The 21483-nt window shown below is 68.7% G+C and carries 22 protein-coding genes; 7 read left to right on the top strand and 15 right to left on the bottom strand.

The features are described 5' to 3' along the window. Positions 1–68: 68 nt before the first annotated feature. From LCHO_RS18175 to LCHO_RS18160, 4 genes are all read left to right on the top strand, one after another. Entirely contained in the window at positions 69–950 is an 882-nt protein-coding gene (locus LCHO_RS18175; protein WP_012348653.1) for a branched-chain amino acid ABC transporter permease, read from the top strand. Positions 951–1030: 80 nt separating this feature from the next. After that, positions 1031–2038 (top strand): branched-chain amino acid ABC transporter permease, encoded by a 1008-nt coding sequence (locus LCHO_RS18170; protein WP_012348652.1) that lies wholly within the window; start codon positions 1031–1033, stop codon positions 2036–2038. Further along, positions 2035–2883 (top strand): ABC transporter ATP-binding protein, encoded by an 849-nt coding sequence (locus tag LCHO_RS18165; RefSeq protein WP_012348651.1) that lies wholly within the window; start codon positions 2035–2037, stop codon positions 2881–2883. Before LCHO_RS18170 ends, LCHO_RS18165 begins: the two co-directional genes overlap by 4 nt. 1 nt (position 2884) lies before the next feature. Then, entirely contained in the window at positions 2885–3598 is a 714-nt protein-coding gene (locus LCHO_RS18160; RefSeq protein WP_012348650.1) for an ABC transporter ATP-binding protein, read from the top strand. 67 nt (positions 3599–3665) lie between these two features. Here the strand turns inward: LCHO_RS18160 and LCHO_RS18155 are convergent, their stop codons facing one another. Then, complete coding sequence (locus LCHO_RS18155; protein WP_012348649.1) at positions 3666–4280, bottom strand: TetR family transcriptional regulator; 615 nt, start codon at positions 4278–4280, stop codon at positions 3666–3668. A 196-nt stretch (positions 4281–4476) separates the two neighbouring features. Between LCHO_RS18155 and LCHO_RS18150 the strand changes: the two genes are divergently transcribed. Further along, positions 4477–5478: an NADP-dependent oxidoreductase gene (locus LCHO_RS18150; protein WP_012348648.1), complete on the top strand. Its 1002-nt coding sequence runs from the start codon at positions 4477–4479 to the stop codon at positions 5476–5478. 110 nt (positions 5479–5588) lie between these two features. Continuing rightward, positions 5589–5903, top strand: coding sequence for a quaternary ammonium compound efflux SMR transporter SugE (gene sugE / locus LCHO_RS18145; RefSeq protein ID WP_012348647.1), 315 nt, complete (start codon positions 5589–5591; stop codon positions 5901–5903). A gap of 88 nt (positions 5904–5991) precedes the next feature. Here sugE and LCHO_RS18140 read toward each other — a convergent pair whose 3' ends face one another. The 5 genes from LCHO_RS18140 to bioA all read right to left on the bottom strand — a co-directional run bounded on the left by LCHO_RS18140 (position 5992) and on the right by bioA (position 11729). After that, entirely contained in the window at positions 5992–7281 is a 1290-nt protein-coding gene (locus LCHO_RS18140; protein WP_012348646.1) for a cytochrome P450, read from the bottom strand. After that, a complete protein-coding gene (gene bioB / locus LCHO_RS18135) occupies positions 7281–8318 on the bottom strand; it encodes a biotin synthase BioB (RefSeq protein ID WP_012348645.1) in 1038 nt (345 codons plus the stop codon). The genes LCHO_RS18140 and bioB overlap by 1 nt, the downstream gene beginning before the upstream one ends. 90 nt (positions 8319–8408) lie before the next feature. Next, on the bottom strand, positions 8409–9119 hold the full coding sequence (gene bioD / locus LCHO_RS18130) for a dethiobiotin synthase (protein ID WP_012348644.1): 711 nt from the start codon (positions 9117–9119) through the stop codon (positions 8409–8411). After that, on the bottom strand, positions 9116–10342 hold the full coding sequence (gene bioF, locus LCHO_RS18125; protein WP_012348643.1) for an 8-amino-7-oxononanoate synthase: 1227 nt from the start codon (positions 10340–10342) through the stop codon (positions 9116–9118). The genes bioD and bioF overlap by 4 nt, the downstream gene beginning before the upstream one ends. Beyond that, positions 10308–11729, bottom strand: a complete 1422-nt coding sequence (gene bioA, locus LCHO_RS18120; RefSeq protein WP_012348642.1) for an adenosylmethionine--8-amino-7-oxononanoate transaminase — start codon at positions 11727–11729, stop codon at positions 10308–10310. Before bioA ends, bioF begins: the two co-directional genes overlap by 35 nt. A 141-nt stretch (positions 11730–11870) precedes the next feature. Here bioA and LCHO_RS18115 point away from each other — a divergent pair, with 141 nt between their 5' ends. Next, on the top strand, positions 11871–13196 hold the full coding sequence (locus LCHO_RS18115; RefSeq protein ID WP_012348641.1) for a hemolysin family protein: 1326 nt from the start codon (positions 11871–11873) through the stop codon (positions 13194–13196). 35 nt (positions 13197–13231) lie between these two features. Here LCHO_RS18115 and LCHO_RS18110 read toward each other — a convergent pair whose 3' ends face one another. The 9 genes from LCHO_RS18110 to LCHO_RS18070 all read right to left on the bottom strand — a co-directional run bounded on the left by LCHO_RS18110 (position 13232) and on the right by LCHO_RS18070 (position 21458). After that, positions 13232–14182 carry an AEC family transporter gene (locus LCHO_RS18110; protein ID WP_012348640.1) on the bottom strand — a complete coding sequence of 317 codons (951 nt, stop codon included), beginning with the start codon at positions 14180–14182 and terminating at the stop codon, positions 13232–13234. Between the two features lie 23 nt (positions 14183–14205). After that, complete coding sequence (locus LCHO_RS18105; RefSeq protein ID WP_012348639.1) at positions 14206–15162, bottom strand: Gfo/Idh/MocA family oxidoreductase; 957 nt, start codon at positions 15160–15162, stop codon at positions 14206–14208. An 11-nt stretch (positions 15163–15173) separates the two neighbouring features. Beyond that, positions 15174–16031, bottom strand: coding sequence for a class III extradiol dioxygenase subunit beta (locus tag LCHO_RS18100; protein WP_012348638.1), 858 nt, complete (start codon positions 16029–16031; stop codon positions 15174–15176). 1 nt (position 16032) lies between these two features. After that, entirely contained in the window at positions 16033–16473 is a 441-nt protein-coding gene (gene ligA / locus LCHO_RS18095) for a protocatechuate 4,5-dioxygenase subunit alpha (RefSeq protein ID WP_012348637.1), read from the bottom strand. A 357-nt stretch (positions 16474–16830) separates the two neighbouring features. Further along, positions 16831–17775, bottom strand: a complete 945-nt coding sequence (locus tag LCHO_RS18090) for an amidohydrolase family protein (protein ID WP_012348636.1) — start codon at positions 17773–17775, stop codon at positions 16831–16833. 3 nt (positions 17776–17778) lie between these two features. Further along, on the bottom strand, positions 17779–18720 hold the full coding sequence (locus LCHO_RS18085; RefSeq protein ID WP_012348635.1) for an NAD(P)-dependent oxidoreductase: 942 nt from the start codon (positions 18718–18720) through the stop codon (positions 17779–17781). Between the two features lie 10 nt (positions 18721–18730). After that, the gene (gene ligK, locus LCHO_RS18080; protein WP_476703320.1) at positions 18731–19414 is read right to left on the bottom strand and encodes a 4-carboxy-4-hydroxy-2-oxoadipate aldolase/oxaloacetate decarboxylase; all 684 of its coding nucleotides are present in this window, start codon (positions 19412–19414) and stop codon (positions 18731–18733) included. Between the two features lie 14 nt (positions 19415–19428). After that, positions 19429–20457 carry an amidohydrolase family protein gene (locus LCHO_RS18075; RefSeq protein ID WP_012348633.1) on the bottom strand — a complete coding sequence of 343 codons (1029 nt, stop codon included), beginning with the start codon at positions 20455–20457 and terminating at the stop codon, positions 19429–19431. Positions 20458–20537: 80 nt separating this feature from the next. Next, the gene (locus LCHO_RS18070; protein WP_012348632.1) at positions 20538–21458 is read right to left on the bottom strand and encodes a LysR substrate-binding domain-containing protein; all 921 of its coding nucleotides are present in this window, start codon (positions 21456–21458) and stop codon (positions 20538–20540) included. Positions 21459–21483 lie beyond the last annotated feature (25 nt).

Raw genomic sequence — 21483 nt, 5'->3', positions numbered from 1 at the left:
GGGCGGCCCGGCGCCGGTTGGGCCCCGCCGCGACGAGACTTTGCAATGCCTTACCTGCGTCTGTGCTCATGGACTTAGCCACCTTTCTCATCCAGTGCCTCAACGCGCTGCAGTACGGCCTGCTGCTGTTCCTGGTCGCCTCGGGGCTGACGCTGATCTTCGGGATCATGGGCGTCATCAACCTGGCGCACGGCAGCTTCTACATGATCGGCGCCTACATGGCGTACGCGCTGGCGCCGGTCGTCGAGCGCACCTTCGGCGGTGGCTTCTTCGCGGTGCTGGCGATCGGGCTGGTGCTGGCGGTGATCTTCGGCTACGTGCTGGAGTGGGCCTTCTTCAGCTTTCTCTACGATCGTGAACACCTGCAGCAGGTGCTGATGACCTACGGCCTGATCCTGGTGTTCGAGGAGTTGCGCAGCCTGCTGGTGGGCGACGACGTGCACGGCGTGCAGCCGCCGGCGTTTCTCTCGGGCACCTTGCCGCTCGGCGACATGATGACCTACCCGGTCTACCGCCTGTTCATCTCGGCGGTCTGCCTGGTGCTGGCGCTGGGCATGTACTTCGTGTTCACGCGCACGCGGCTGGGCATGATGATCCGCGCCGGCAGCACCAACCGCGAAATGGTGCAGTCGCTGGGCATCGACATCAAGTTCTTGTATCGCGTGGTGTTCGCGGCCGGCGTGGCGATCGCGGTGCTGGCCGGCATGGTGGCCGCGCCGGTGTCGTCGGTCTACCCGGGCATGGGCAGCACGGTGCTGATCATCTGCTTCGTGGTGGTGGTGATCGGCGGCATCGGCTCGATCCGCGGCGCGCTGCTGGCGGCGCTGCTGATCGGCGTGGTCGACACCTTCGGCAAGGTGATCTTTCCGCAGGCGGCGGGTGTGCTGGTCTATGTGCTGATGGCGCTGATCCTGCTGTGGAAGCCGGACGGACTTTTTAAAGCCGGCTAAATGACGACCCCAAGCTCACTTCGTTCGCGGCCCCCGAGGGGCGCGTCAGCCCCTTGGGGCGGCCCGGCGGGACTGACGACATGACAAATCCCAAATCTCTCTTCGTCGCGCTGTGCTTCGCGCTGCTGGCGGTCTATCCGCTGGTCTCGGGCAGCTACGGCATCGACCTGGTCAGCAAGATCATGATCTTTGCGGTGCTGGCGCTGAGCCTCGAACTGCTGGTCGGCAGCACCGGCCTGGTGTGCTTCGGCCAGGCGGCGTTCTTCGGCATCGGTGCCTATGCGGCGGTGCTGCTGTCGCCCGAAGGCGAGGCCGCGGCGCTGTGGTGGGTGCTGCCGGCCAGTGTGTTGGCGGCGGCGCTGTTCGCGCTGCTGATGGGCGCGCTGTCGCTGCGCACCAAGGGCGTGTACTTCATCATGGTGACGCTGGCGTTTGCGCAGATGGCCTACTACATCGTGCACGACACGCCGCTGGGTGGCGGCACCGACGGCATCTACCTCTACGTCAAGCCGGTGCTTGCGCTGGGCGGCGCGACGCTGATCGACCTCGACCGGCCGATGCTGTTCTACGCCTTCACCTGGGCCTGCCTGCTCGGCGTGTTCGGCTTCCTGGCGCTGCTGCTGCGCTCGCGCTTCGGCCGCGCGCTGGCGGGCATCAAGGTCAACGAGCAGCGCATGCGCGCCACCGGTTTCTCGACCTATCCGTACAAGCTGGCGGCGTTCGTGATCTCGGGCGGCATCGCCGGGCTGGCGGGTTTCCTGTTCGGCGTGAAGGACGGTTTCGTCAATCCCGAGCTGATGAGCTGGCACATGTCGGGCGCTGTGCTGATCATGATCATCCTCGGCGGCCTGGGCCACTTGCGCGGCGCGCTGATCGGTGCATTCGCGTTCGCGCTGCTGCAGGAGTTCTTCAAGTCGGAGGCGATCTTCGGCGCCTTCGCCAAACATTGGCACCTGGGCCTGGGTCTGACCATCATCGCCAGCGTGGCCCTGCTGCCGCGCGGGCTGGTGGGCGTGCCGCAACAACTGCGTGAACGGCTCGAAGGTCGGCTCACGGGGGCGCGTCGCGCCGATGGGAGTCGTGCATGACTGAAGATCAATTCGAACGCGCCCAGGGGGCCGAGCGCCGGGCCGCTCCCAAGCCGGCCCCTATCCCCTCGGGGGATCGGGGGACGTACCCGTCAGCCGAGGGGCCGATACTTCTACGGGGTCGCGAGATCACGCGGCGCTGGGGCGGCCTGGTCGCCGTCGACCGCGTCTCGCTCGAACTCGAACGTGGCCAGGTGCACGCCGTGATCGGCACCAACGGTGCGGGCAAGTCGACGCTGATCAACATCCTGTCGGGCGAGATTCCGCCGTCGGACGGCCAGGTCGAACTGCTCGGCCAGGACGTGACGAGCTGGACGCAGCCCAGGCGCGCCCGCGCCGGCCTGGGCCGCAGCTACCAGCGCAACACCATCTACCCGAGCTTCAGCGTGTTCGAGAACTGCCGCCTCGCCGCGCAGGCGCGCACGCAGAAACCGTGGAGCTGGTGGCAGAGCGCGCAGCGCTGCGAAGCCAGCACCGCTGCGGCCCGCGCGGCGGCCTCGCGTGCGGGCCTGGACGACCTGCTCGACCGCAGCGCCGGCCTGCTGTCGCACGGCCAGAAACGCCAGCTCGAGATCGCCATGTGCCTGGCCACCGGCCCCGAGGTGCTGCTGCTCGACGAGCCGCTCGCCGGCATGGGCGCCGAAGAGACCGAACGCATGCTGGCGCTGCTGGCCGAACTCAAGGGCGCGCACGCCATCCTGCTGGTCGAACACGACATGGACGCGGTGTTCCGCATCGCCGACCGCATCACCGTGATGGTCAACGGCGCGGTGATCGCGTCGGGCACGCCCGACTTCGTGCGCAACAGCGCCGAGGTGCGCACGGCTTACCTGGGCGGGCACTGAGATGAGTAGCGACCTGATCGTCGACGCCCGCGGCATCCACGCCTGGTACGGCTCCAGCCACGTGCTGCACGGCGTCGATTTGGCCATCGGCCGCGGCGAGACCGTCGGCCTGCTCGGCCGCAACGGCATGGGCAAGAGCACGCTGATCCGCACGCTGCTGGGCCACGTCACGCAGCGCGAGGGCCGCATCGGCCTGTTCGGGCAGGACATGTCGAAAGCCAAGCCGCACGAGGCCGCGCGCCTGGGCGTGGCCTACGTGCCCGAAGGCCGCGGCGTGTTCCCCAACCTGAGCGTGCGCGAGAACCTGATCATGGCCGCGCGGCGCGGTCGTGACGGCCGCAACGACTGGTCGTACGAGCGCGTGCTCGAGACCTTTCCCCGCCTGAAGGAGCGGCTCGGCAACCTCGGTGCGCAACTGTCGGGCGGCGAGCAGCAGATGCTGTCGATCGGCCGCGCGCTGATGACACATCCCGAGCTGATCATCCTGGATGAAGCCACCGAAGGCCTGGCGCCGCTGATCGTGCTGGAGATCTGGCGCGTGATCGGAGAAATCCGCGGCAGCGGGATTGCCACGCTGATCGTCGACCGCGACTACCGCAAGGTGCTGGCCCGCAGCGACCGCGCGCTGGTGCTGCAGAAGGGCCAGGTGGTGCTGCAGGGGCGGGCCGACGAGGTGTCGGGGAGTGCGGCGCTGGCGGGGTACCTGGGGGTTTGAGACGGGCGGATCGGATGGTGCGGGCGTGGCGCTGAACCGAGCGAACGCGGGCGCCAAGTCCGACCGATCAGCCCGTGTTGCGCCTGCGGGAGCTGGGCCTCGCGGCCAGTCGCGGTTGCAGCGACGCGAGGATGGCATCCCGGCTGACCGCCAGGACTTCATCGGCCAGCGGTGAATCGTCCGGGCAGGCCCGCGACACGACGAGGGCCCCCACCGCGTGCGTCAAGGCATCGAGGATCCTGGCTCGCGCCTGCGCAGCGTCGACCGCGTCCGACGGGCTGCTCTGTTGGTGGCTCAGTGCCGCCAGCAGGCTCTCGACGCCGTCCGCAAAGGCGCCCCGGACCGACTCCGGTTGCCGTGCGGCGTCTCCACCGAGCGCAGCCATCGTGCAGCCGGTGCTGCGTCCGTCGCGGTGCTCGCGCGAGAGGTAGTGCCGGACGAACTCCGATACCTCCACGCCTTCGGTCAGCGCCAGGGTCTGCGTGATGCCGCAAGCTGTCGACTCCGCCATCAGGTCGGCCTTGGAGCCGAAGTGCTTGTAGAAACCGCCGTGAGTGAAGCCCGCAGCGGCCATCAGATCGGCAACGCCGACCCCATCGAAGCCCCGCTCGCGAAACAGCCGGGAAGCCGTCTCGACGACATGGGTTCGATTGGCTTGCGCCTGTGCCTTGGTGACTTTCATCTCTGCCCGCTATGGGATGGTTCGTGCTGTCCGGTACAGACTATACATTGATGATGTTCGTCATCAATGTCTTGACTTCTAAGATGATGGTCATCATCATTGAGTGCCGCAAGCGCCGCCGAACACGCTCGGCTCCAAGCCCGACAGCGTCCGCCGTCTCAGGCGCGAGGCGCACGACCCGGTACCCCAAGCAGACATGAAAGCACTGACCTTCCAACGCTATGGCAAGTCGCCCGACATCGGGTTTGCCGACATCCCCCGCCCCACGCTCAAGCCCGATGAACTGCTGGTGCAGGTTCACGCCGTGGGCTTGAACCCCATCGACAACATCATCCCCAAGGGCACCTTCAAGCCCGTCCTGCACTTCAAGCTGCCCGCCACATTGGGAAGCGACCTCGCCGGGGTGGTGATCGAAGTGGGCAGCCGCGTCACCCGGTTCAAGCCGGGCGACGCGGTCTTCGCCAGCGTCTTCGACCTCGGTACCGGAACGCTGGCCGAGTTCGCCGTGGTGCCCGAGCGCGTGGCTGCGCTGAAGCCGCCCAACCTCGACTTCGTGCAGGCCGCGTCGGTCCCGATGGTCGGCCTCACCTCGTGGCAGGCGCTGAAGGAGCGCGCCGGACTCGGGTCGGGCAAGAAGGTCTTCATCCCGGCTGGATCGGGCGGCATCGGCACCTTTGCCATCCAGCTGGCCAAGCACCTCGGCGCCAAGGTGGCAACGACCGTCAGCACCGGTAACGTCGAACTCGTGCGTGGCCTGGGCGCCGACGAGATCGTCGACTACCGGACGCAGGCGTTCGAGCAGGTGCTGCAGGGCTGCGACGCGGTGCTCGGCACGGTCCGGGGCGACGCGATCGAGAAGTCCATCGGCATCCTCAAGCCGGGGGGCCGGATCGTCTCGCTCGTCGGTCCGCTGGATGCGGCATTCGCCCGCGCCAGAGGCCTGAACTTCATCCTGACCTTCGTCTTCGGGCTGATGAGCCGCAAGGTCCGGCGGCTCGCCGGGAAGCGGGAGGTCGACTACTCGTTCCTGTTCGTGCGTCCCGATGGCGAACAGCTCAAGGGCATCGGCGACCTCCTCGAATCAGGGCGCATCCGGCCGGTGATCGACCAGGTGTTCCCGTTCGAACAGGCCAAGGAGGCACTCGACTACCTGGCCCTCGGGCACGCCAGGGGCAAGGTCGTCGTGACGATGCGTTGACGCCCTCCATCGGCTGCGGCGCCCATTGGCGGCCCTGACTGCCCTGGCCTGCATGGGTGGTTGCCGCGCCACAGCTGCAGCACGGATCCCGGGCCGGTAGACTGCTTCGCATGCCCTGGACACTCCTCTTCTTCGCCGGCCTGTTCGAGATCGGCTGGGCCATCGGCCTCAAGTACACCGAGGGTTTCACGAAGCCCTTGCCGACCGCGCTCACGCTGGCCTCGATGGTCGCGAGCGTCGGTCTGCTCGGCCTGGCGATACGGGACCTGCCGGTCGGCACCGCCTATGCGGTCTGGACCGGCATCGGTACCGTCGGCACGGTGATCCTCGGCATCGTGCTGATGGGCGACTCGGCGGCTGCCCTGCGTCTCGTGTGCCTGGGGCTGATCCTGCTCGGGATCGTGGGCCTGAAGGTGTTGAGCTGAAGTCGGGCGACCGATCACTTCGCCGCCCGGCTGGTGCCGGCGCTGCTGGAGACGGCGCAGACGCTGCGCCCGGTGATCTGACGGCGGATCAGTCGGGCGTGGCCGGCGCGATCACCCGCAGCGACTGCAGCCCGCGGTACACCGGGTTGCCGTTCCAGCGCGGCGTGGCATCCACCAACTGCAGCCCCGGCCAGCGCTGCAGCGCGCGGCTGAACAGGATCTGCGCCTCCATCAGCGTCAGCGACGCGCCGATGCACACGTGCGGCCCGGCGCCGAACGACAGCGACGGCGCGGCGCGGCGTGCCAGGTCGAGCCGATCGGGCTGCTCGTAACGCGCCGGATCGCGGTTGGCCGAGCCGATCAGCCCGACCACCAGATCGCCGCGGCGCAGCAGCTGGCCGTGCAGCACCAGGTCGGTCGCGACCCGTCGGCCGGTGTACTGCACCGGGCTCTCGTGGCGCAGCAGCTCGCGCACGGCGCCCGGCAGCAAGGCCGGTTCGTCTTGCAGGCGCTGCCAGTGCCCCGGCTCGGCCAGCAGCGCGTGCAGGCCGTTGCCGAGCAGGTTGCGGGTGGTCTCGTGGCCGGCGAACAGCAGCATCGCGCACTGCGCCAGCATCTCGGCGCCGGGCTGGATCTGGCCGCGTGCCTCGCCCTGCACCAGCCGGCTGACGAGGTCGTCGCCGGGCTGCCGGCGGCGCTGCGCGGTGAGCTGCTCGAAGTAGCGCGCCATCGCCAGCAGGCTGATGCGCGCACGCCGGGTCAGCTCGCGCGTGGGCATCGGCGCGCCGATGAAATCGGCCAGGTCGTCCGACCAGGCGATGAAGTCGCCGCGGTCGGCCTCGGTGATGCCCATCAGCGTGGCGATCACCTGCGCGGGCATCGGCCGGGCGATCTGTGCCATGAAATCGAACCCGCTGCCGGCCTGACCCTTGGCGTCGATCGCATCGAAGCGCTGGTCGATCCAGCGCTCGATGCCCGGGCGCAGCCGTTCGAGCTGATCGCCACGGAAGCCTGCGTTCATCACGCCGCGCAGGCGCTGGTGATCGGGCGCGTCGATGAACAGCATCGCGCGGGCGAACAGGCGCTGGAAGTCCTGCAGCTCGGCGCGGCTGTTGAGCGCGTCCGGGCTGGTCGTGTCGTCGCTGCCCATCACCCAGCCACCGGTGCGCTGGGCCGAGAAACGGGCGTCGTCGCGCAGCACCGCGTCGACGTCGGCATGCCGCGTCAACACCCAGGCGCCGCCGAAGAACTCGTCGCTCCAGTGCATCGGCCCGGCCTCGCGCAGCGCGGCGTAGGTCGGGTAGGGGTCGGCGAGGAAAGCGGCGTCGACGATGGGCCGGCCGAGCGGCTGACCGACCGGCCGCAGCACGGCGCTCATCAGTTGTCCGATGTACGCACGGCCGGGCGCTCGCCCTGCACGCGCAGGCCCAGGCGCTCGAAGAGCGCGCGGTCGCGGGCGGCCTGCGGGTTGCTCGTGGTCAGCAGCTTGTCGCCGTAGAAGATCGAGTTGGCGCCGGCGGCGAAGCACAGCGCCTGCAGCGCTTCGTCCATCTGCTCGCGCCCGGCCGACAGCCGCACCATCGTGGTCGGCATCGTGATGCGCGCCACCGCGATCGTGCGCACGAACTCGAACGGGTCGATCGGCTCGGCATCGGCCAGCGGCGTGCCCGGCACCGGCACCAGGTTGTTGATCGGCACCGACTCCGGATACGGCGACAGGTTCGCCAGCTGCGCGATCAGCCCGGCGCGCTGGGTGCGGCTTTCACCCATGCCGACGATGCCGCCGCAGCAGACGTTGATGCCGGCGTCGCGCACGTTGCCGAGCGTGTCGAGGCGGTCCTGATAGGTGCGGGTGCTGATGACCTGGCCGTAGAAATCGGGCGCGCTGTCGAGGTTGTGGTTGTAGTAGTCGAGGCCGGCGTCCTTGAGTTCACGCGCCTGTTCGCCGTCGAGCATGCCCAGCGTCATGCAGGTCTCCAGGCCCAGCGCACGCACCTCGCGCACCATCTCGGTCACGCGTTCCATGTCGCGCTCCTTCGGGCTGCGCCAGGCGGCACCCATGCAGAAGCGGGTCGCGCCCTGCGCCTTGGCGGCGTTGGCGGCATCGAGCACCTCGTCGATCGGCATCAGCTTGCTGGCCTCGACGGCGGTGTCGAAGTGGGCCGACTGCGGGCAGTAGCCGCAGTCTTCGGCGCAGCCGCCGGTCTTGATCGACAGCAGCGTCGACAGCTGCACCTCGTTGGCGTCGAAGTGGGCGCGGTGCACCTGCTGGGCCTGGAACAGCAGGTCCATGAAGGGCAGCGCGTAGAGCGCCTCGACGTCGGCCACGCGCCAGCGCGCCGCCGCATCGGCGCGCGCCGCCACGCTGGGGCGCGACGCTTGCAGGGTGGACAGGGAGATGGTGGCCGTCGTCATGGTCGGGAAATCCTCAGGGGTGACAGGAAACAGCGAGTGAACAGCGTGAGCCTGGCGGGTCGAACGGCAGGGCCGTCAACGCGCAGGCGCTCACTTCAACGCGAATGCCCGGCGCAGCGCCGCGGCATCGAAATGGGCGGCCACGGCCGCCGGACGGGTGTCGGCAAGCCGCGGGATCAGGCCCAGGCAGACCGCCTGGTGGCGCCGCCCGAACTCGTGGTTCAGGGTGGCGACATTCTCGCTGCAGTGCAGCATCGGCTCGGTCAGCACATTCCCGACCCAGCCGGCCAGCCGCAAGCCGCGGCTGCGGATGGCCTCGGCGCTGAGCAGCGCGTGGTTCAGGCAGCCCAGCCGCAGGCCGACCACCAGCACCACCGGCAGGGCCAGGTCGCAGGCCAGGTCGGCGCTGTCCCAGTCGGCGCCGAAGGGCACGCAGAAGCCGCCGACCCCTTCGACCACCAGCCAGTCGGCGCGGGCGGCGAGTGTTTGCGCGGCGTCGCGCAAGGCCTGTCGGTCGATGGCGCGGCCCTCGTGCGCGGCGGCGATGTGCGGCGCGCAGGCTTGCGTGAACTGGTTGGGGCCGACCTCGGCGTCGGTCAACGTGACCGAGCTGGCGTCGCGCAGCGCGCGCACGTCTTCGTTGACCGCCACGCCGTCGATCAGCATGGTGCCCGCGGCCACCGGCTTGAGCCCGGCGCTGCGATGGCCGGCCTGGCCGAACCAGTGCAGCAGGCCGGCGCTGACGCAGGTCTTGCCGACCTCGGTGTCGGTGCCGGTGACAAACACACCTTTGAATGTCATGCCAACTCCCGTGCCGTCGTGGCCAGCGCCGCGACCAGCCGCGTGACGTCGGCCTGGCTGTGCGCCGCGCTCAGCGTGATGCGCAACCGCGCCGTGCCGACCGGCACCGTCGGCGGGCGGATCGCGGGCACCCACAGGCCTTGCGCGTCGAGCGCGGCCGCCAGCGCCAGCGCGCTGTCGTTGCTGCCGACGATCAGCGGCTGGATCGCGGTGTCCGACTCGGCCAGCCGCCAGCCGAGCTGAGGCTGCGCGGCGATCAGCGCGGCGAGCTGGCATCGCAGCGCGGCGATCAGCTCGCGCAGATGCTGGCGGCGCGCCTCGCCCTCGTCGCCGGCGATCAGCGCCAGGCTGGCGCTCAGCGCGTGCGCGATCGCCGGCGGCGCGGCCGTCGTGTAGATGTAGGCACGCGCCGACTGCACCAGCCAGTCGATCACGCTCGGGTGCGCGGCCACGAACGCGCCGCCCAGCCCGGCGGCCTTGCCGAGCGTGCCCATCAGGATCAGCCGCTCGCTGCGCAGCCCGAAGTGCGCCAGCGAACCGCGACCTTTCGGCCCGAGCACGCCGAAGCCGTGCGCGTCGTCGATCACCAGCCAGGCGTCGAACCGCTCGGCCAGCGACAGCAGTTGATCGAGTTCGGCCAGGTCGCCGTCCATGCTGAAGACGGCGTCGGTGACGATCAGCTTGATCGGCGTGGTGCAGGCGGCCAGTTGGCGCTCCAGCACGTCGAACTGGCGGTGCGCGTAACGCTGCAGCTTCGCCTTGGCGAGCAGCGCGCCGTCGACCAGCGAGGCGTGGTTGAGCTTGTCGGCAAAGAGGGTCGCCTCGGCATCGCCGAGTGCGGTCAGCAGCGCCAGGTTGGCCATGTAGCCGGTGCAGAAGCTCAGCGCCTTCGCGCCCGGGATGTTGGGCGCGGCCCATTCGGCCAGCGTGTCTTCGAGCGCGGCGTGGGCGCGAGTGTGGCCGCTGATCAGGTGCGACGCGCCCGCGCCGGCGCCCCACAGCCGCGCGCCTTCGGCAAGCGCCCCGATCAGCGCCGGATGGTTGGCGAGGCCGAGGTAGTCGTTGCTGCAGAAGGCGAGCAGCTCGCGCGCCTCGCTGGCAGTTTGGCCGTCGAGCGACACACGCTGGTGCGGCGCGCACGGCGTCTCGGCAATGCGCCGCCGACGCCGCAGCGACTGCGCTTCGCGCTCACGCAGTTGGCGGTTCAGGTGCTCGATCAGCATCGGTGTGGGGCTGTTGGGTGACGGCGTCGAGCGTGGCGATCAGGCGCTGCGCCAGCCATCGGGCCAGCGGCTCGTCGAACACGTACGGTGGCATCAGGTAGACGGTGCGGCCGATCGGGCGGATCAGCAGCTCGTGCGCGCGGCCGGCCAGATGGAAGCGGTCCGGGAAGCGGTTGCCGGCAAACGCCTCGCGCACGTCGAAGGCCCAGATCATGCCGATCTGGCGGAAGTGTTCGATGCGCGGATCCGTTCGCAGCGGCGCCAGCGCCGCCGTCAGCCAGGCGGCGCGCTGGCGGTTGGCTTGCAGCACGCCGTCGTGCTCGAAGCGGTCGAGCACGGCGAGCGCCGCGCTGCACGCCAGCGGATTGCCGGTGTACGAGTGCGAGTGCAGGAAGCCGCGCGCCACGTCATCGTCGAGAAAGGCTTGATAGATGTGCTCGCGGCACAGCACCAGCGACAGCGGCAGCAGCCCGCCGCTGATGCCTTTGGAGAGGCAGACCAGATCGGGCCAGATCGGCGTTTCACCCGGCAACGCCGCCTGCTCGAACGCGAAGAAGGTGCCGGTGCGCCCGCAGCCGACCGCGATCTCGTCGGCGATCAGGTGCACCTCGTAGCGGTCGCACAGCGCACGCGCGGCGCGCAGGTAGGCCGGGTCGTGCATCGCCATGCCGGTGGCGCCTTGCACCAGCGGCTCCAGGATCAGCGCGGCGATCTGCTCGTGACGGGCTTCGAGCAACGCCTCGAGTTCGGCCGCAGCGCGTTGAGCCACGTCGGCGGCCGATTCCCCCGGCAGCGCCTGGCGCGCATCGGGCGACATCACCTGGTGCGAGCGCATCAGCAGCGGGTCGTAGGCGTCGCGGAACACCGCCACGTCGGTGACGGCCAGCGCGCCCAGCGTCTCGCCGTGATAGCCGTGGCGCAGGCAGACGAACTCGCGTTTGTCGGCGCGGCCGACGTTGCGCCAGTGGTGGAAGCTCATCTTCAGCGCGATCTCGACCGCCGAGGCGCCGTCGCTGGCGAAGAAGCAGTGGTCGAGCACGCCGCCGGTCAGCGCCGACAGCCGCTCGGCCAGTTCGACCGCCGGCGCGTGCGTGCAGCCGGCCAGCATCACGTGCGGCAGGCGGTCGAGCTGGGCCTTGACGGCGGCGTTGATGCGCGCGTCGGCGTGGCCGAACAGGTTGACCCACCACGAGCTGGTGGCGTCGAAGTAGCGCGCGCCGTCGTGGTCGATCAGCCACGGGCCCTCGCCGCGCGCGATCGGCAGCGGCGGCAGGGCGGCGGCGCGCTGCATCTGCGTGCAGGGGTGCCAGACGTGCGCGAGGCTGCGCTGCTGCCACGGCCGGTTGGCGCTGTTGCGCTCGGGGTTCGATGGGGCGTGGGCGGTCATGGGCGTTCGGGCAAACCGGCAATCGGGTGGTGCACTGTACACAGCCGAAAACCCGCCGGCTTGCTCGGAGACGCTGCCGGTAACCGCGCCAATACAATCGCGGGTCGTTCACAACGCAGGGGCACCGACCGGGCCCACCCGATGGAAATCGCCATACTTTTCGCCCTCATCCTGCTCAACGGCCTGTTCGCGATGTCGGAGATCGCGCTGGTCACGGCCCGCAAGGTCCGGCTGCAGAAGCTCATCGATGAGGGCGACCGATCCGCCGAGGCGGCGGTCAAGCTGGGGGAAGATCCGACCCGTTTCCTCTCCACGATCCAGATCGGCATCACCTCGATCGGCGTGCTCAACGGCATCGTCGGCGAGGCCGCGCTGGCCAAGCCGCTGGCCTTGTGGCTGGAGTCGCTGGGTCTGTCGCAGCTGTATTCGACCTACGCCGCCACCGGCCTGGTGGTGGTGCTGATCACCTACTTCTCGATCGTGGTCGGCGAGCTGGTGCCCAAGCGGGTCGGCCAGACCCACCCCGAGACGCTGGCCCGGCTGGTGGCGCGCCCGATCAACTGGCTGGCGATCGGCACCAAGCCTTTCGTGCGGCTGCTGTCGGTGTCGACCCACGCGCTGCTGCGCCTGCTGGGTGTCAAGGACAACGGCGGCAGCGCCGTCACCGAAGAAGAGATCCACGCCATGCTCGCCGAGGGCACCAACGCCGGCGTGATCGAGTCGCACGAACACGCGATGGTGCGCAACGTCTTCCGCCTCGACGACCGCCAGATCGGCTCGCTGATGGTGCCGCGCGGCGACGTCACCTTCCTCGACGTCGACCTGCCGTTCGAGCAGAACCTGGCGCGCATCGAGCAGGCCGATCACGCACGGTTCCCGGTGGTCAAGGGCGGCAGCCTCGACAACGTGCTGGGCGTCGTCAACGCCCGCCAGTGGCTGTCGCGCTCGTTGCGGCTCGACGACCGCAACCTCGCCGAGCAGCCGCTGCAGCACCCGCTGTACGTGCCCGAGACGCTCACCGGCATGGAACTGCTCGACAACTTCCGCCTGTCGGACGTGCACATCGCCTTCGTGATCGACGAATACGGCGAGGTGCAGGGCATCGTCACGCTGCAGGACCTGATCGAGGCGATCACCGGCGAGTTCCGCCCGCGCGATCCGGAAACCTCGTGGGCGGTGCAGCGCGACGACGGTTCGTGGCTGCTCGACGGCCACATCCCGGTGCCGGAGCTGAAGGACCGGCTCGGCCTCGATTCGGTGCCCGAAGAAGACCGCGGCCGCTATCACACGCTCAGCGGCATGCTGATGCTGCTGACCGGGCGCCTGCCCAAGGTGGCCGACACCGCCAGCTGGGAAGGCTGGCGGCTGGAGATCGTCGACATGGACGGCAAGACCATCGACAAGGTGCTGGCGAGCCGCATCCCGGAAGAGGCCGCGACGGACGGCTCCGAGGTGTCTACCGGCTGAACGACGAGGGCTGGGGCCGCGCATGCGGCCGCGGCTCAGGGCAGCCAGCCGTCCAGCTCGCCCAGGCCCCAGATCAGCGCGCTGATCGTGAAGAACGAGGTCACGGTGGCGGCCAGCAGCGCGGCGGCGCAGAACTCCTCCTGGTCGTACTTCTGGGCCAGCACCGGGTAGACGCTCAACATCGGCATCGCCGCCAGCAGCACGGCGGCGGTGCGCAGCAGCGGGTCGATCGGCGGCAGCAGCCACAGCATGCCGAACACCGCCAGTGGCATCAGCAGCAGCTTGCTCAGCACCAGCTGCATCACCTCGGCCAGCATGCCGTGCAGCCGCAGCCCGACCAGCGTGCCGCCGATCAGGAACAGCGCCAGCGGGCTCGACGCGGTGGACACCAGCTGCACGGTGCGCGCCAGCGGCTCGGGCAGGCGCAGGCCCAGCAGCGCGCACAGCAGGCCGGCCAGGATCGCCAGGATCAGCGGATTGCGCAGCAGCCCGCGCAACGACGACGACACCATCGGCCACATCCGGCTGCGCTGCTGCTGGCCGCTGTCGGCCAGGGCCAGCGCGAGCGGAATCGCGATCAGGTTCTCGACCAGCATGTTGAGCGCCAGCGCCACGGCGGCCACCGGGCCGATCAGCTGCTGGACGATCGGCAGGCCGACGAAGCCGCTGTTGGACGCCGACACGCCCAGCCCGCGCACCGCCGCCACCGTCAGTCCCTTGCCGCGCAAGCGGTGCAGCACGAAGACGGTGCCCAGCTGCATCACCAGCGTGCCGCCGGCGTAGGCGGCCAGGTAGGCCGGGTGCACCACCTCCGACAGGCTGCGCTGCGACAGCGCGTTGAACACCAGCGCCGGCAGGCAGAAGTTGACGACGAAGCGGCCCAGCACCCGCATGTCGGCCTTGCTGAACAGCCCGCCGCGCACGGCCATGAAACCCACCGCGATGAGCAGGTAGATCGGGATCGTGACCGAGAGGATGTGGCGCATGCGGGCCGTTCGTGCTCAGGACATCAGGCGAGCAGCTGCTGTTCGAGCTGATGCAGCACCTGGTAGCAGGGCAGCACCTGCGCCACGCTCGAATTGGGCTCGCGGCCCTCGCGGATCGCGGCGAAGAACTCGCGGTCCTGCAGCTCGATGCCGTTCATCGACACGGCCACGCGGGAGACGTCGATCTTCTCTTCCTTGCCGGTGAACAGGTCGTCGTAACGCGCGATGTAGGTCGCGCTGTCGCCGATGTAGCGGAAGAAGGTGCCCAGCGGGCCGTCGTTGTTGAACGACAGCGACAGCGTGCAGATCGCGCCGTTGGCGGCCTGCAGCTGGATGCTCATGTCCATCGCGATGCCCAGGGTCGGGTGGATCGGGCCCTGGATGGCGTTGGCCTTCACGATCGGCGAGCCGCACTGGTAGGCGAACAGATCGACCGTGTGCGCGGCGTGGTGCCACAGCAGGTGGTCGGTCCACGAGCGCGCCTGGCCGAGCGCATTCATGTTGGTGCGGCGGAAGAAATACGTCTGCACATCCATCTGCTGGATGTTGAACTCGCCGGCCACGATCTTGTTGTGCACCGCCTGGTGGCTGGGGTTGAAGCGGCGGGTGTGGCCGCACATCGCCACCAGCCCGCTGCTCCTGGCCAGATCGGCCACGGCCTGCGCGTCGGTCCAGCTGTCGGCCAGCGGGATCTCGACCTGCACGTGCTTGCCGGCCTTCAGGCAGGCGATGCTCTGCGAGGCGTGCATCTGCGTGGGCGTGCACAGGATCACCGCGTCCACCTCGGGCAGCGCCAGGCTGTGTGCCAGCTCGGTGGTGACGTGGCCGATGCCGTACTGGGCGGCGGTCTCGCGGGTCTTCTCGATGTCACGGCTGATCAGCGACACCACTTCGACGCCGTCGATGTTCTTGATGCCGTCGAGGTGCTTGATGCCGAAGGCGCCGGCGCCGGCCAGCGCCACTTTGATGGTCTTGGTCATGAACGAAATCCTTAAACGTTGTTCTCGAGAATCACGTGGCCCACGGCCGTGTTCGATGCCGGCACGTGATAGAAGCGGTGCCGCACGGTCGGCTTGGGGCCGCCGGCCACATCGGCCATCGCACCGCGCGCGATCAGCCACATGACGAGCTCGATGCCTTCCGAGCCGGCTTCGCGCACGTAGTCGATGTGCGGCGTGGCGGCGGCTGCCTCGGGGTCCTCGATCAGCTTGTCGAGCCAGGCGTTGTCCCACTCGCGGTTGATCAGGCCGGCACGCGGGCCTTGCAACTGGTGGCTCATGCCGCCGGTGCCCCAGATCTGCACGTTCAGCGGCTGGTCGTAGCTCTCGATCGCGCGGCGGATCGCCTGGCCGAGCTTGAAGCAGCGCTGGCCCGACGGCACCGGGTACTGCACCACGTTGACGGCAAACGGGATCACCGGGCACGGCCAGGCATCAGGCTCGCCGCACATCAGGCTCAGCGGCACGGTCAGGCCGTGGTCGACGTCCATCTTGTTGACGATGGTGAGGTCGAAGTCGTCCTGGATCACGCTCTGCGCGATGTGCGAGGCGAGGTCAGGGTGGCCGATCACGGTGGGCACCGGGCGAGCGCCGTAACCTTCGTCGGCCGGCTGGAACTCGGCCGCACAGCCGATCGCGAAGGTCGGGATCATCTCCAGGCTGAAGGCCGTGGCGTGGTCGTTGTAGACCAGAAAGATCACGTCGGGCTTGTTGTCCTTCATCCACTGCTTGCTGGGCTCGTAGCCCGCGAACAGCGGCACCCAGTAGGGTTCGGTGGTCTTGCCGAGATCGATGGCCGCGCCGATGGCGGGCACATGCGAGGTGAAAACGGATGCGGTGATCTTGGCCATGTCAGGTCCCTTTTTTTCCTGCGGCGCCTTGTGGCTGGTGGTGTGCCTGGGCGTCGCCGTCTTCGCCGATGTAGCGGTTGCCTTCGGCCGAGCGGCCGCCGCCGATCATCATGTTGCGGTATTCGTCTTCGGTCATGCCGGTCATGCTGCCGGCCATCTGCTGGAAGCTCTTGCCGTCGGTGGCGCCGATCTTGGCGAGGAAGTAGATGTTTCCGCCGAGCGCGATGCACCGGTTCAGGTCGCGCGCCAGCACGGCCTGCTTCTGCTCTTCGGTCATGGCCCACTCGTCGAGGTAGGCGCGTTCATCGGCCTTGAAGCGGGCACGGTTCTGTGCCTTCATCAGGCTCATGCAGAACTGGTTCAGGTGGTAGCCCTTGCGGGACTGTTCGGCGTCGAAGATGGTCGTGCCGGGTACGTCGAGATACGGCTTTTGTAGGGCCATGGCGGGTCTCCTTTTATTAGATGAATCGGTGGCGGTTTGTGATCGACGAAGGGTGGTGGCGTGCTGGCCGCGGGGCGGGCGGGGCATCTGCTAGGCGGTGTCAGAAACTCGCCCTGCGGGCTCAGACATCTGCCCCCGCTACGCAGACGCCCCACCCACCCCGCGCCAACCGAGTCAGTCCACGTCCCCGGGTTTCGGCGTGCCCAGAGTCCAGTGCTTCATCAGGTGGTGAGTGGGGTGTGCGATACGCGGGGGGCGCATGTTTGAGCCCGCAGGGCGAGTTTGCGTCACCCGCGGAGCGCATGCCCCGCTCGCCGCCCGCTCAAACCTTGGCATGCCGTCCGCCACCACAACCGCTCAAACTTCCTCAGGCCAATACAGCCGCATCGGGTTGTCCACCAGCAGCTTCTTCTGCATCTCGGCGGTCGTTGCGATGTGCGGGATGAAATCCACCAGCAGCCCGTCATCCGGCATGTGATCCTTCAGGTTCGGGTGCGGCCAATCGGTGCCCCACAGCACGCGATCCGGGAACTCGTCGACGATGCGCTTGGCAAAAGGAATCACGTCCGTGTACGCCGACTGCTCGCCGCTCATTGGCCCAGCCATGGCCTTCGGCCCGGTGACCGACAGCCGTTCGGGGCACGTGACCTTGCTCCACACGTTCGGATGTTCGCGCATGAACTTCACGAACAGCTCGAACTCGGGGCCGTCGACCGGCTTGCTCACGTCCGGGCGGCCCATGTGGTCGACCACCACCGTGGTGGGCAGCGCGGTGAAGAAGTCCCACAGCTCCGGCAGGTCCACCGCCTCGAAATAGATCACCACGTGCCAGCCGAACTTCGCGATCCGGCCGGCGATCTCCATCAGTTCTTCCTTGGGCGTGAAGTCCACCAGGCGCTTGACGAAGTTGAAGCGCACGCCGCGCACACCGGCGTCGTGCATGGCTTGCAGCTCGGCGTCCGACACGCTGCGCTTGACCGTGGCCACGCCACGTGCCTTGCCGCCGCTGCTGACCAGCGCATCGACCATCGCGCGGTTGTCGGCGCCGTGGCAGGTGGCCTGCACGACCACGTTGCGGGCGAAGCCGAGGTGGTCGCGCAAGGCGTAGAGCTGCGCCTTGCTGGCGTCGCACGGCGTGTACTTGCGTTCGGGTGCGTACGGAAACTCGGCGCCGGGGCCGAAGACGTGGCAGTGCGCGTCGACCGCGCCGGCGGGCACCTGGAAGCGGGGCTTGCTGGGGCCGGTGTACCAGTCCATCCAGCCGGGGGTCTTGGTGAAGTCACCTGTGGTGGGCTTGCTCATCGTTCAATCCTTGTTGGATGGGGAGGCCGACGCCTGCACATGGCCGAGGATGCGGTCGGCCTCCGTGCGCCAGTCGGCGCTGCGGGCGAATTCGGGGGTGCCTTTGCTGCCGAACAGGCCGTCGTCGGCCCGATCGGCGATCCAGGCCTGGCGCTCGGCGGTGCCGGCGGCGCTCCAGGGTTCGAGGCCGGCATCGCGCACGGTCTCGGCCACTTCGCGAACCTCTTCGCTGCGCCGGCGGCCGTGTTCGATCACGCGCTGGAAGAAGTAGGCAGCCTGCTTCTCCCAGTCGATGCCGGGGAAGGTCTCGTGCAGCGAGGCGATCACCGCATCCTCGACACCGTAGTGGCGCGCCGTGGTGAAGCTCTCGATCACCATCGCCTCCAGGCCCTTGATCATCACGCTGCGGCACATCTTGGTGGCCGAGGCCACGCCGAGGCGCTCGCTCGCCACCCGGGACGCGAAACCCAGCGCGTTGATCAGCGGCGACAGCTCGGCCGCCGCCGCGCCGCCCAGCAGCAGCGGCACCTTGATCCGATACGGCGGGATGCTGGTCATCACCGCGCCTTCGACATAACGCGCCCCGGCGGTGTCGATCAGCGCTGCCGCGCGCTGCTTGGCGCCCGGCGAGGCCGAGTTGAAGTCGAGGAAAAACGCGCCCGGCTTGATCGCCGCCACGCAGGCCTGCGCCACCGGCACCGCCTGGCTGGCGGTCACCGCGCTGACGATGAAGTCGGTGCCGTGGGCCAGTTCGGCATGCGACTCGGCCAGGCTCACACCGTGAGCCTGTGCGTGGATGCGCAAGGCCTCGGCGCTGTCGGCGTGGTCGAGCTTGAGGTCGTAGGCGGTGACGTGCACGCCCTGTGCGCGCAGGTCTTCGGCCAGGATGCGGCCGACCTCGCCGTAGCCGATCAGGCCGACATGCCAGAGCTTCGGATCCGCCATCGCCGTGGCCTCAGTCGATGTACTTGAGGCCGGCCTTCTCGAGCGGCTCGCGCATCTTGTACATGTCCAGGCCCAGCACGCCGGCAGCGAGCTTGGCGCGCTTCTCGCCCTCGAAGCTCTCGCGGTGTTCGGCGGCATCGGCCACCTGGGTTGCCAGCGCCGCCGGCACCACCACCACGCCGTCGACATCGGCGATCACCACGTCACCCGGGTTGACGATCGCACCGGCGCAGACCACCGTGATGTTGACCGAGCCCAGCGTGGCCTTGATCGTGCCCTTGGCGTTGATGGCGCGGCTGAAGACCGGGAAGCTCATCGATTCCAGCTCGGCCACGTCGCGCACGCCGCCGTCGATGATCAGGCCGCGGGCGCCGCGGGCCTGGAAGCTGGTGGCCAGCAGGTCGCCGAAGAAGCCGTCTTCGTTGTCGGTGGTGCAGGCCGCGACGACCACGTCGCCGGGCTGGATCTGCTCGGCCGCCACGTGCATCATCCAGTTGTCACCGGGCTGCAGCAGCACGGTGATGGCGGTGCCGCAGATCCGGGCGCCGTTGTAGACCGGGCGCATGTAGGGCTTCATCAGGCCGACGCGGCCCATCGCTTCGTGGATGGTGGCCACGCCGAGCTTGGCCAGGCGGTCGACCGCCGCGCGGTCGGCGCGCACGATGTTGCGCTTGACGATGCCGAGCTGGTTCATGGGCAGATTCATGATCAGAGTCCTTTGGCCTTGAGGGCGGTGTCCAGGCGCGAGAACACGCGGCGCGCGTTGCCTTCGAAGATCTGGTGGCGCTCGTCGTCGGTCAGGTTCGCCGTGGCGGCCACGTAGCGCTTGGTGTCGTCGTAGTAGTGGCCGGTCTCGGGGTCGATGCCGCGCACCGCGCCGATCATTTCCGAGGCGAACAGGATGTTCTTGACCGGGATCACTTTCGTCAGCAGGTCGATGCCGGGCTGGTGATACACGCAGGTGTCGAAGAAGATGTTGTTGAGCAGGTGCTCGCTCAGCAGCGGCTTCTTGAGCTCTTGCGCCAGGCCGCGGAAACGGCCCCAGTGGTAGGGCACCGCGCCGCCGCCGTGCGGGATCAGGAACTTCAGGGTCGGGAAGTCCTTGAACAGGTCCGACGTCAGGCACTGCATGAAGGCCGTCGTGTCGGCGTTCAGGTAATGCGAGCCGGTGGTGTGAAAACACGCGTTGCAGCTCGTGCTGACGTGGATCATGGCCGGTATGTCGTACTCGACCATCTTCTCGTAGATCGGGTACCAGCTCTTGTCCGACAGCGGCGGCGAGGTCCAGTGGCCGCCCGACGGATCCGGATTCAGGTTGATGCCGACGTTGCCGTACTGCTCGACGCACTTGACCAGCTCGGGGATGCAGGTGGCCGGGTCGACGCCCGGGCTCTGCGGCAGCATCGCGGCCGGGATGAAGTGGTCCGGGAACAGCTCGCTGACGCGGAAGCACAGCTCGTTGCAGATCGCCGCCCAGGTGCTCGAGGTCTCGAAGTCGCCGATGTGGTGGGCCATGAAGCTGGCGCGCGGCGAGAAGATCGTCAGGTCCGAGCCGCGTTCCTTCATCAGGCGCAGCTGGTTGGTCTCGATGGTCTCGCGCAGCTCGTCGTCGCTGATCTTCAGATCCGACGCCTTGGGCGCCTTGGACGGATCCTTGAGCGCTGCGATCTGCAGGTCGCGCCAGGCGCCGAGGGCGGCCGGGGCGGTGGTGTAGTGGCCGTGGACGTCGATGATCATCGGTTTGTCTCCTGAGAATGCGGCGAATTCTGACCAGCCCAAGCCATGCCGGCAAGTTCTGATTCTGACTAGCAGTTATCTCAATCCGGCATGGCTTGAGGCAGCCGGCCGACCAGCTCGGTGAGCATCGCCGCGGCGTGGCGCATCAGCGGGGTCGGGCGCCGATGGGCCGCCGTGGCCAGGCACAGCACGCTCACCAGGCTGGGGTCGACCAGCGTGCGCACCGCCAGTTCGCCGGCCCGCCCCGAGGCGGCCACGGCACTTGCGGTCAGCACGGCGTGGCCGTGGCCGGCGCAGACCAGGTCGATGATGGCCGGCACGCTCGAGACCTCCCAGGCGATGTCGAGCTGCAGCCCGGCCAGCGTGGCCTGGGCGTCGAGCAGGCGGCGGATGACGTGCTGGCGCTCGGGCACGATCAGGGCGTAACGCGAGAGTTCGCGCAGGGGCAGGGTGGCGCCGGCCTTGCCTGTCACGCCCTGGCTGCCGCGGACCGCTTCGACCAGGCACAGCCGCTCCTCGAGCACCGGCCGGATCGCCAGCGAGGGCTGGGCGTCGGGGTTGTACATCAGCCCCATGTCGACGTGGCCGGTGGTGATCCACTCGGCGATGTGGGTGCTCAGGCCCTCGACGATCGCCAGCCGGGCCTGCGGCAGCTGGTGGCGAAAGCCCTCCACCAGCGGCAGCGTCAGCTGCCGGCTCATGCTCGGTGGCAGGCCGATGGTGATGCGCCCGACCGGCGCGTCGCGCCGTTCGCCCAGGTCTTCGAGCGCCAGCGCCACCTGCTGCAGGATGCCCACGCTGTGTTCGAACAGGCGCTGGCCGGCTTCGGTCAGCGTCACGCCGCGGCCGTTGCGCAGCAGCAGGGTCTCGTGCAGCTCGATCTCGAGCGCGCGCACCTGGCGGCTGAGCGCAGGCTGGGCGATGTCGAGCACCACGGCGGCCTTGCTGAAGCTGCCCAGCTCGGCCACTTGCACGAAGTATTCGAGCTGCTTGAGGTTCATCCGGCGTGCATCGGGTGCGGGTCCG

The sequence above is a fragment of the Leptothrix cholodnii SP-6 genome, from assembly GCF_000019785.1.
Classification (GTDB): domain Bacteria; phylum Pseudomonadota; class Gammaproteobacteria; order Burkholderiales; family Burkholderiaceae_C; genus Sphaerotilus; species Sphaerotilus cholodnii.
This window is presented reverse-complemented; position numbering and strand designations above follow the sequence as displayed.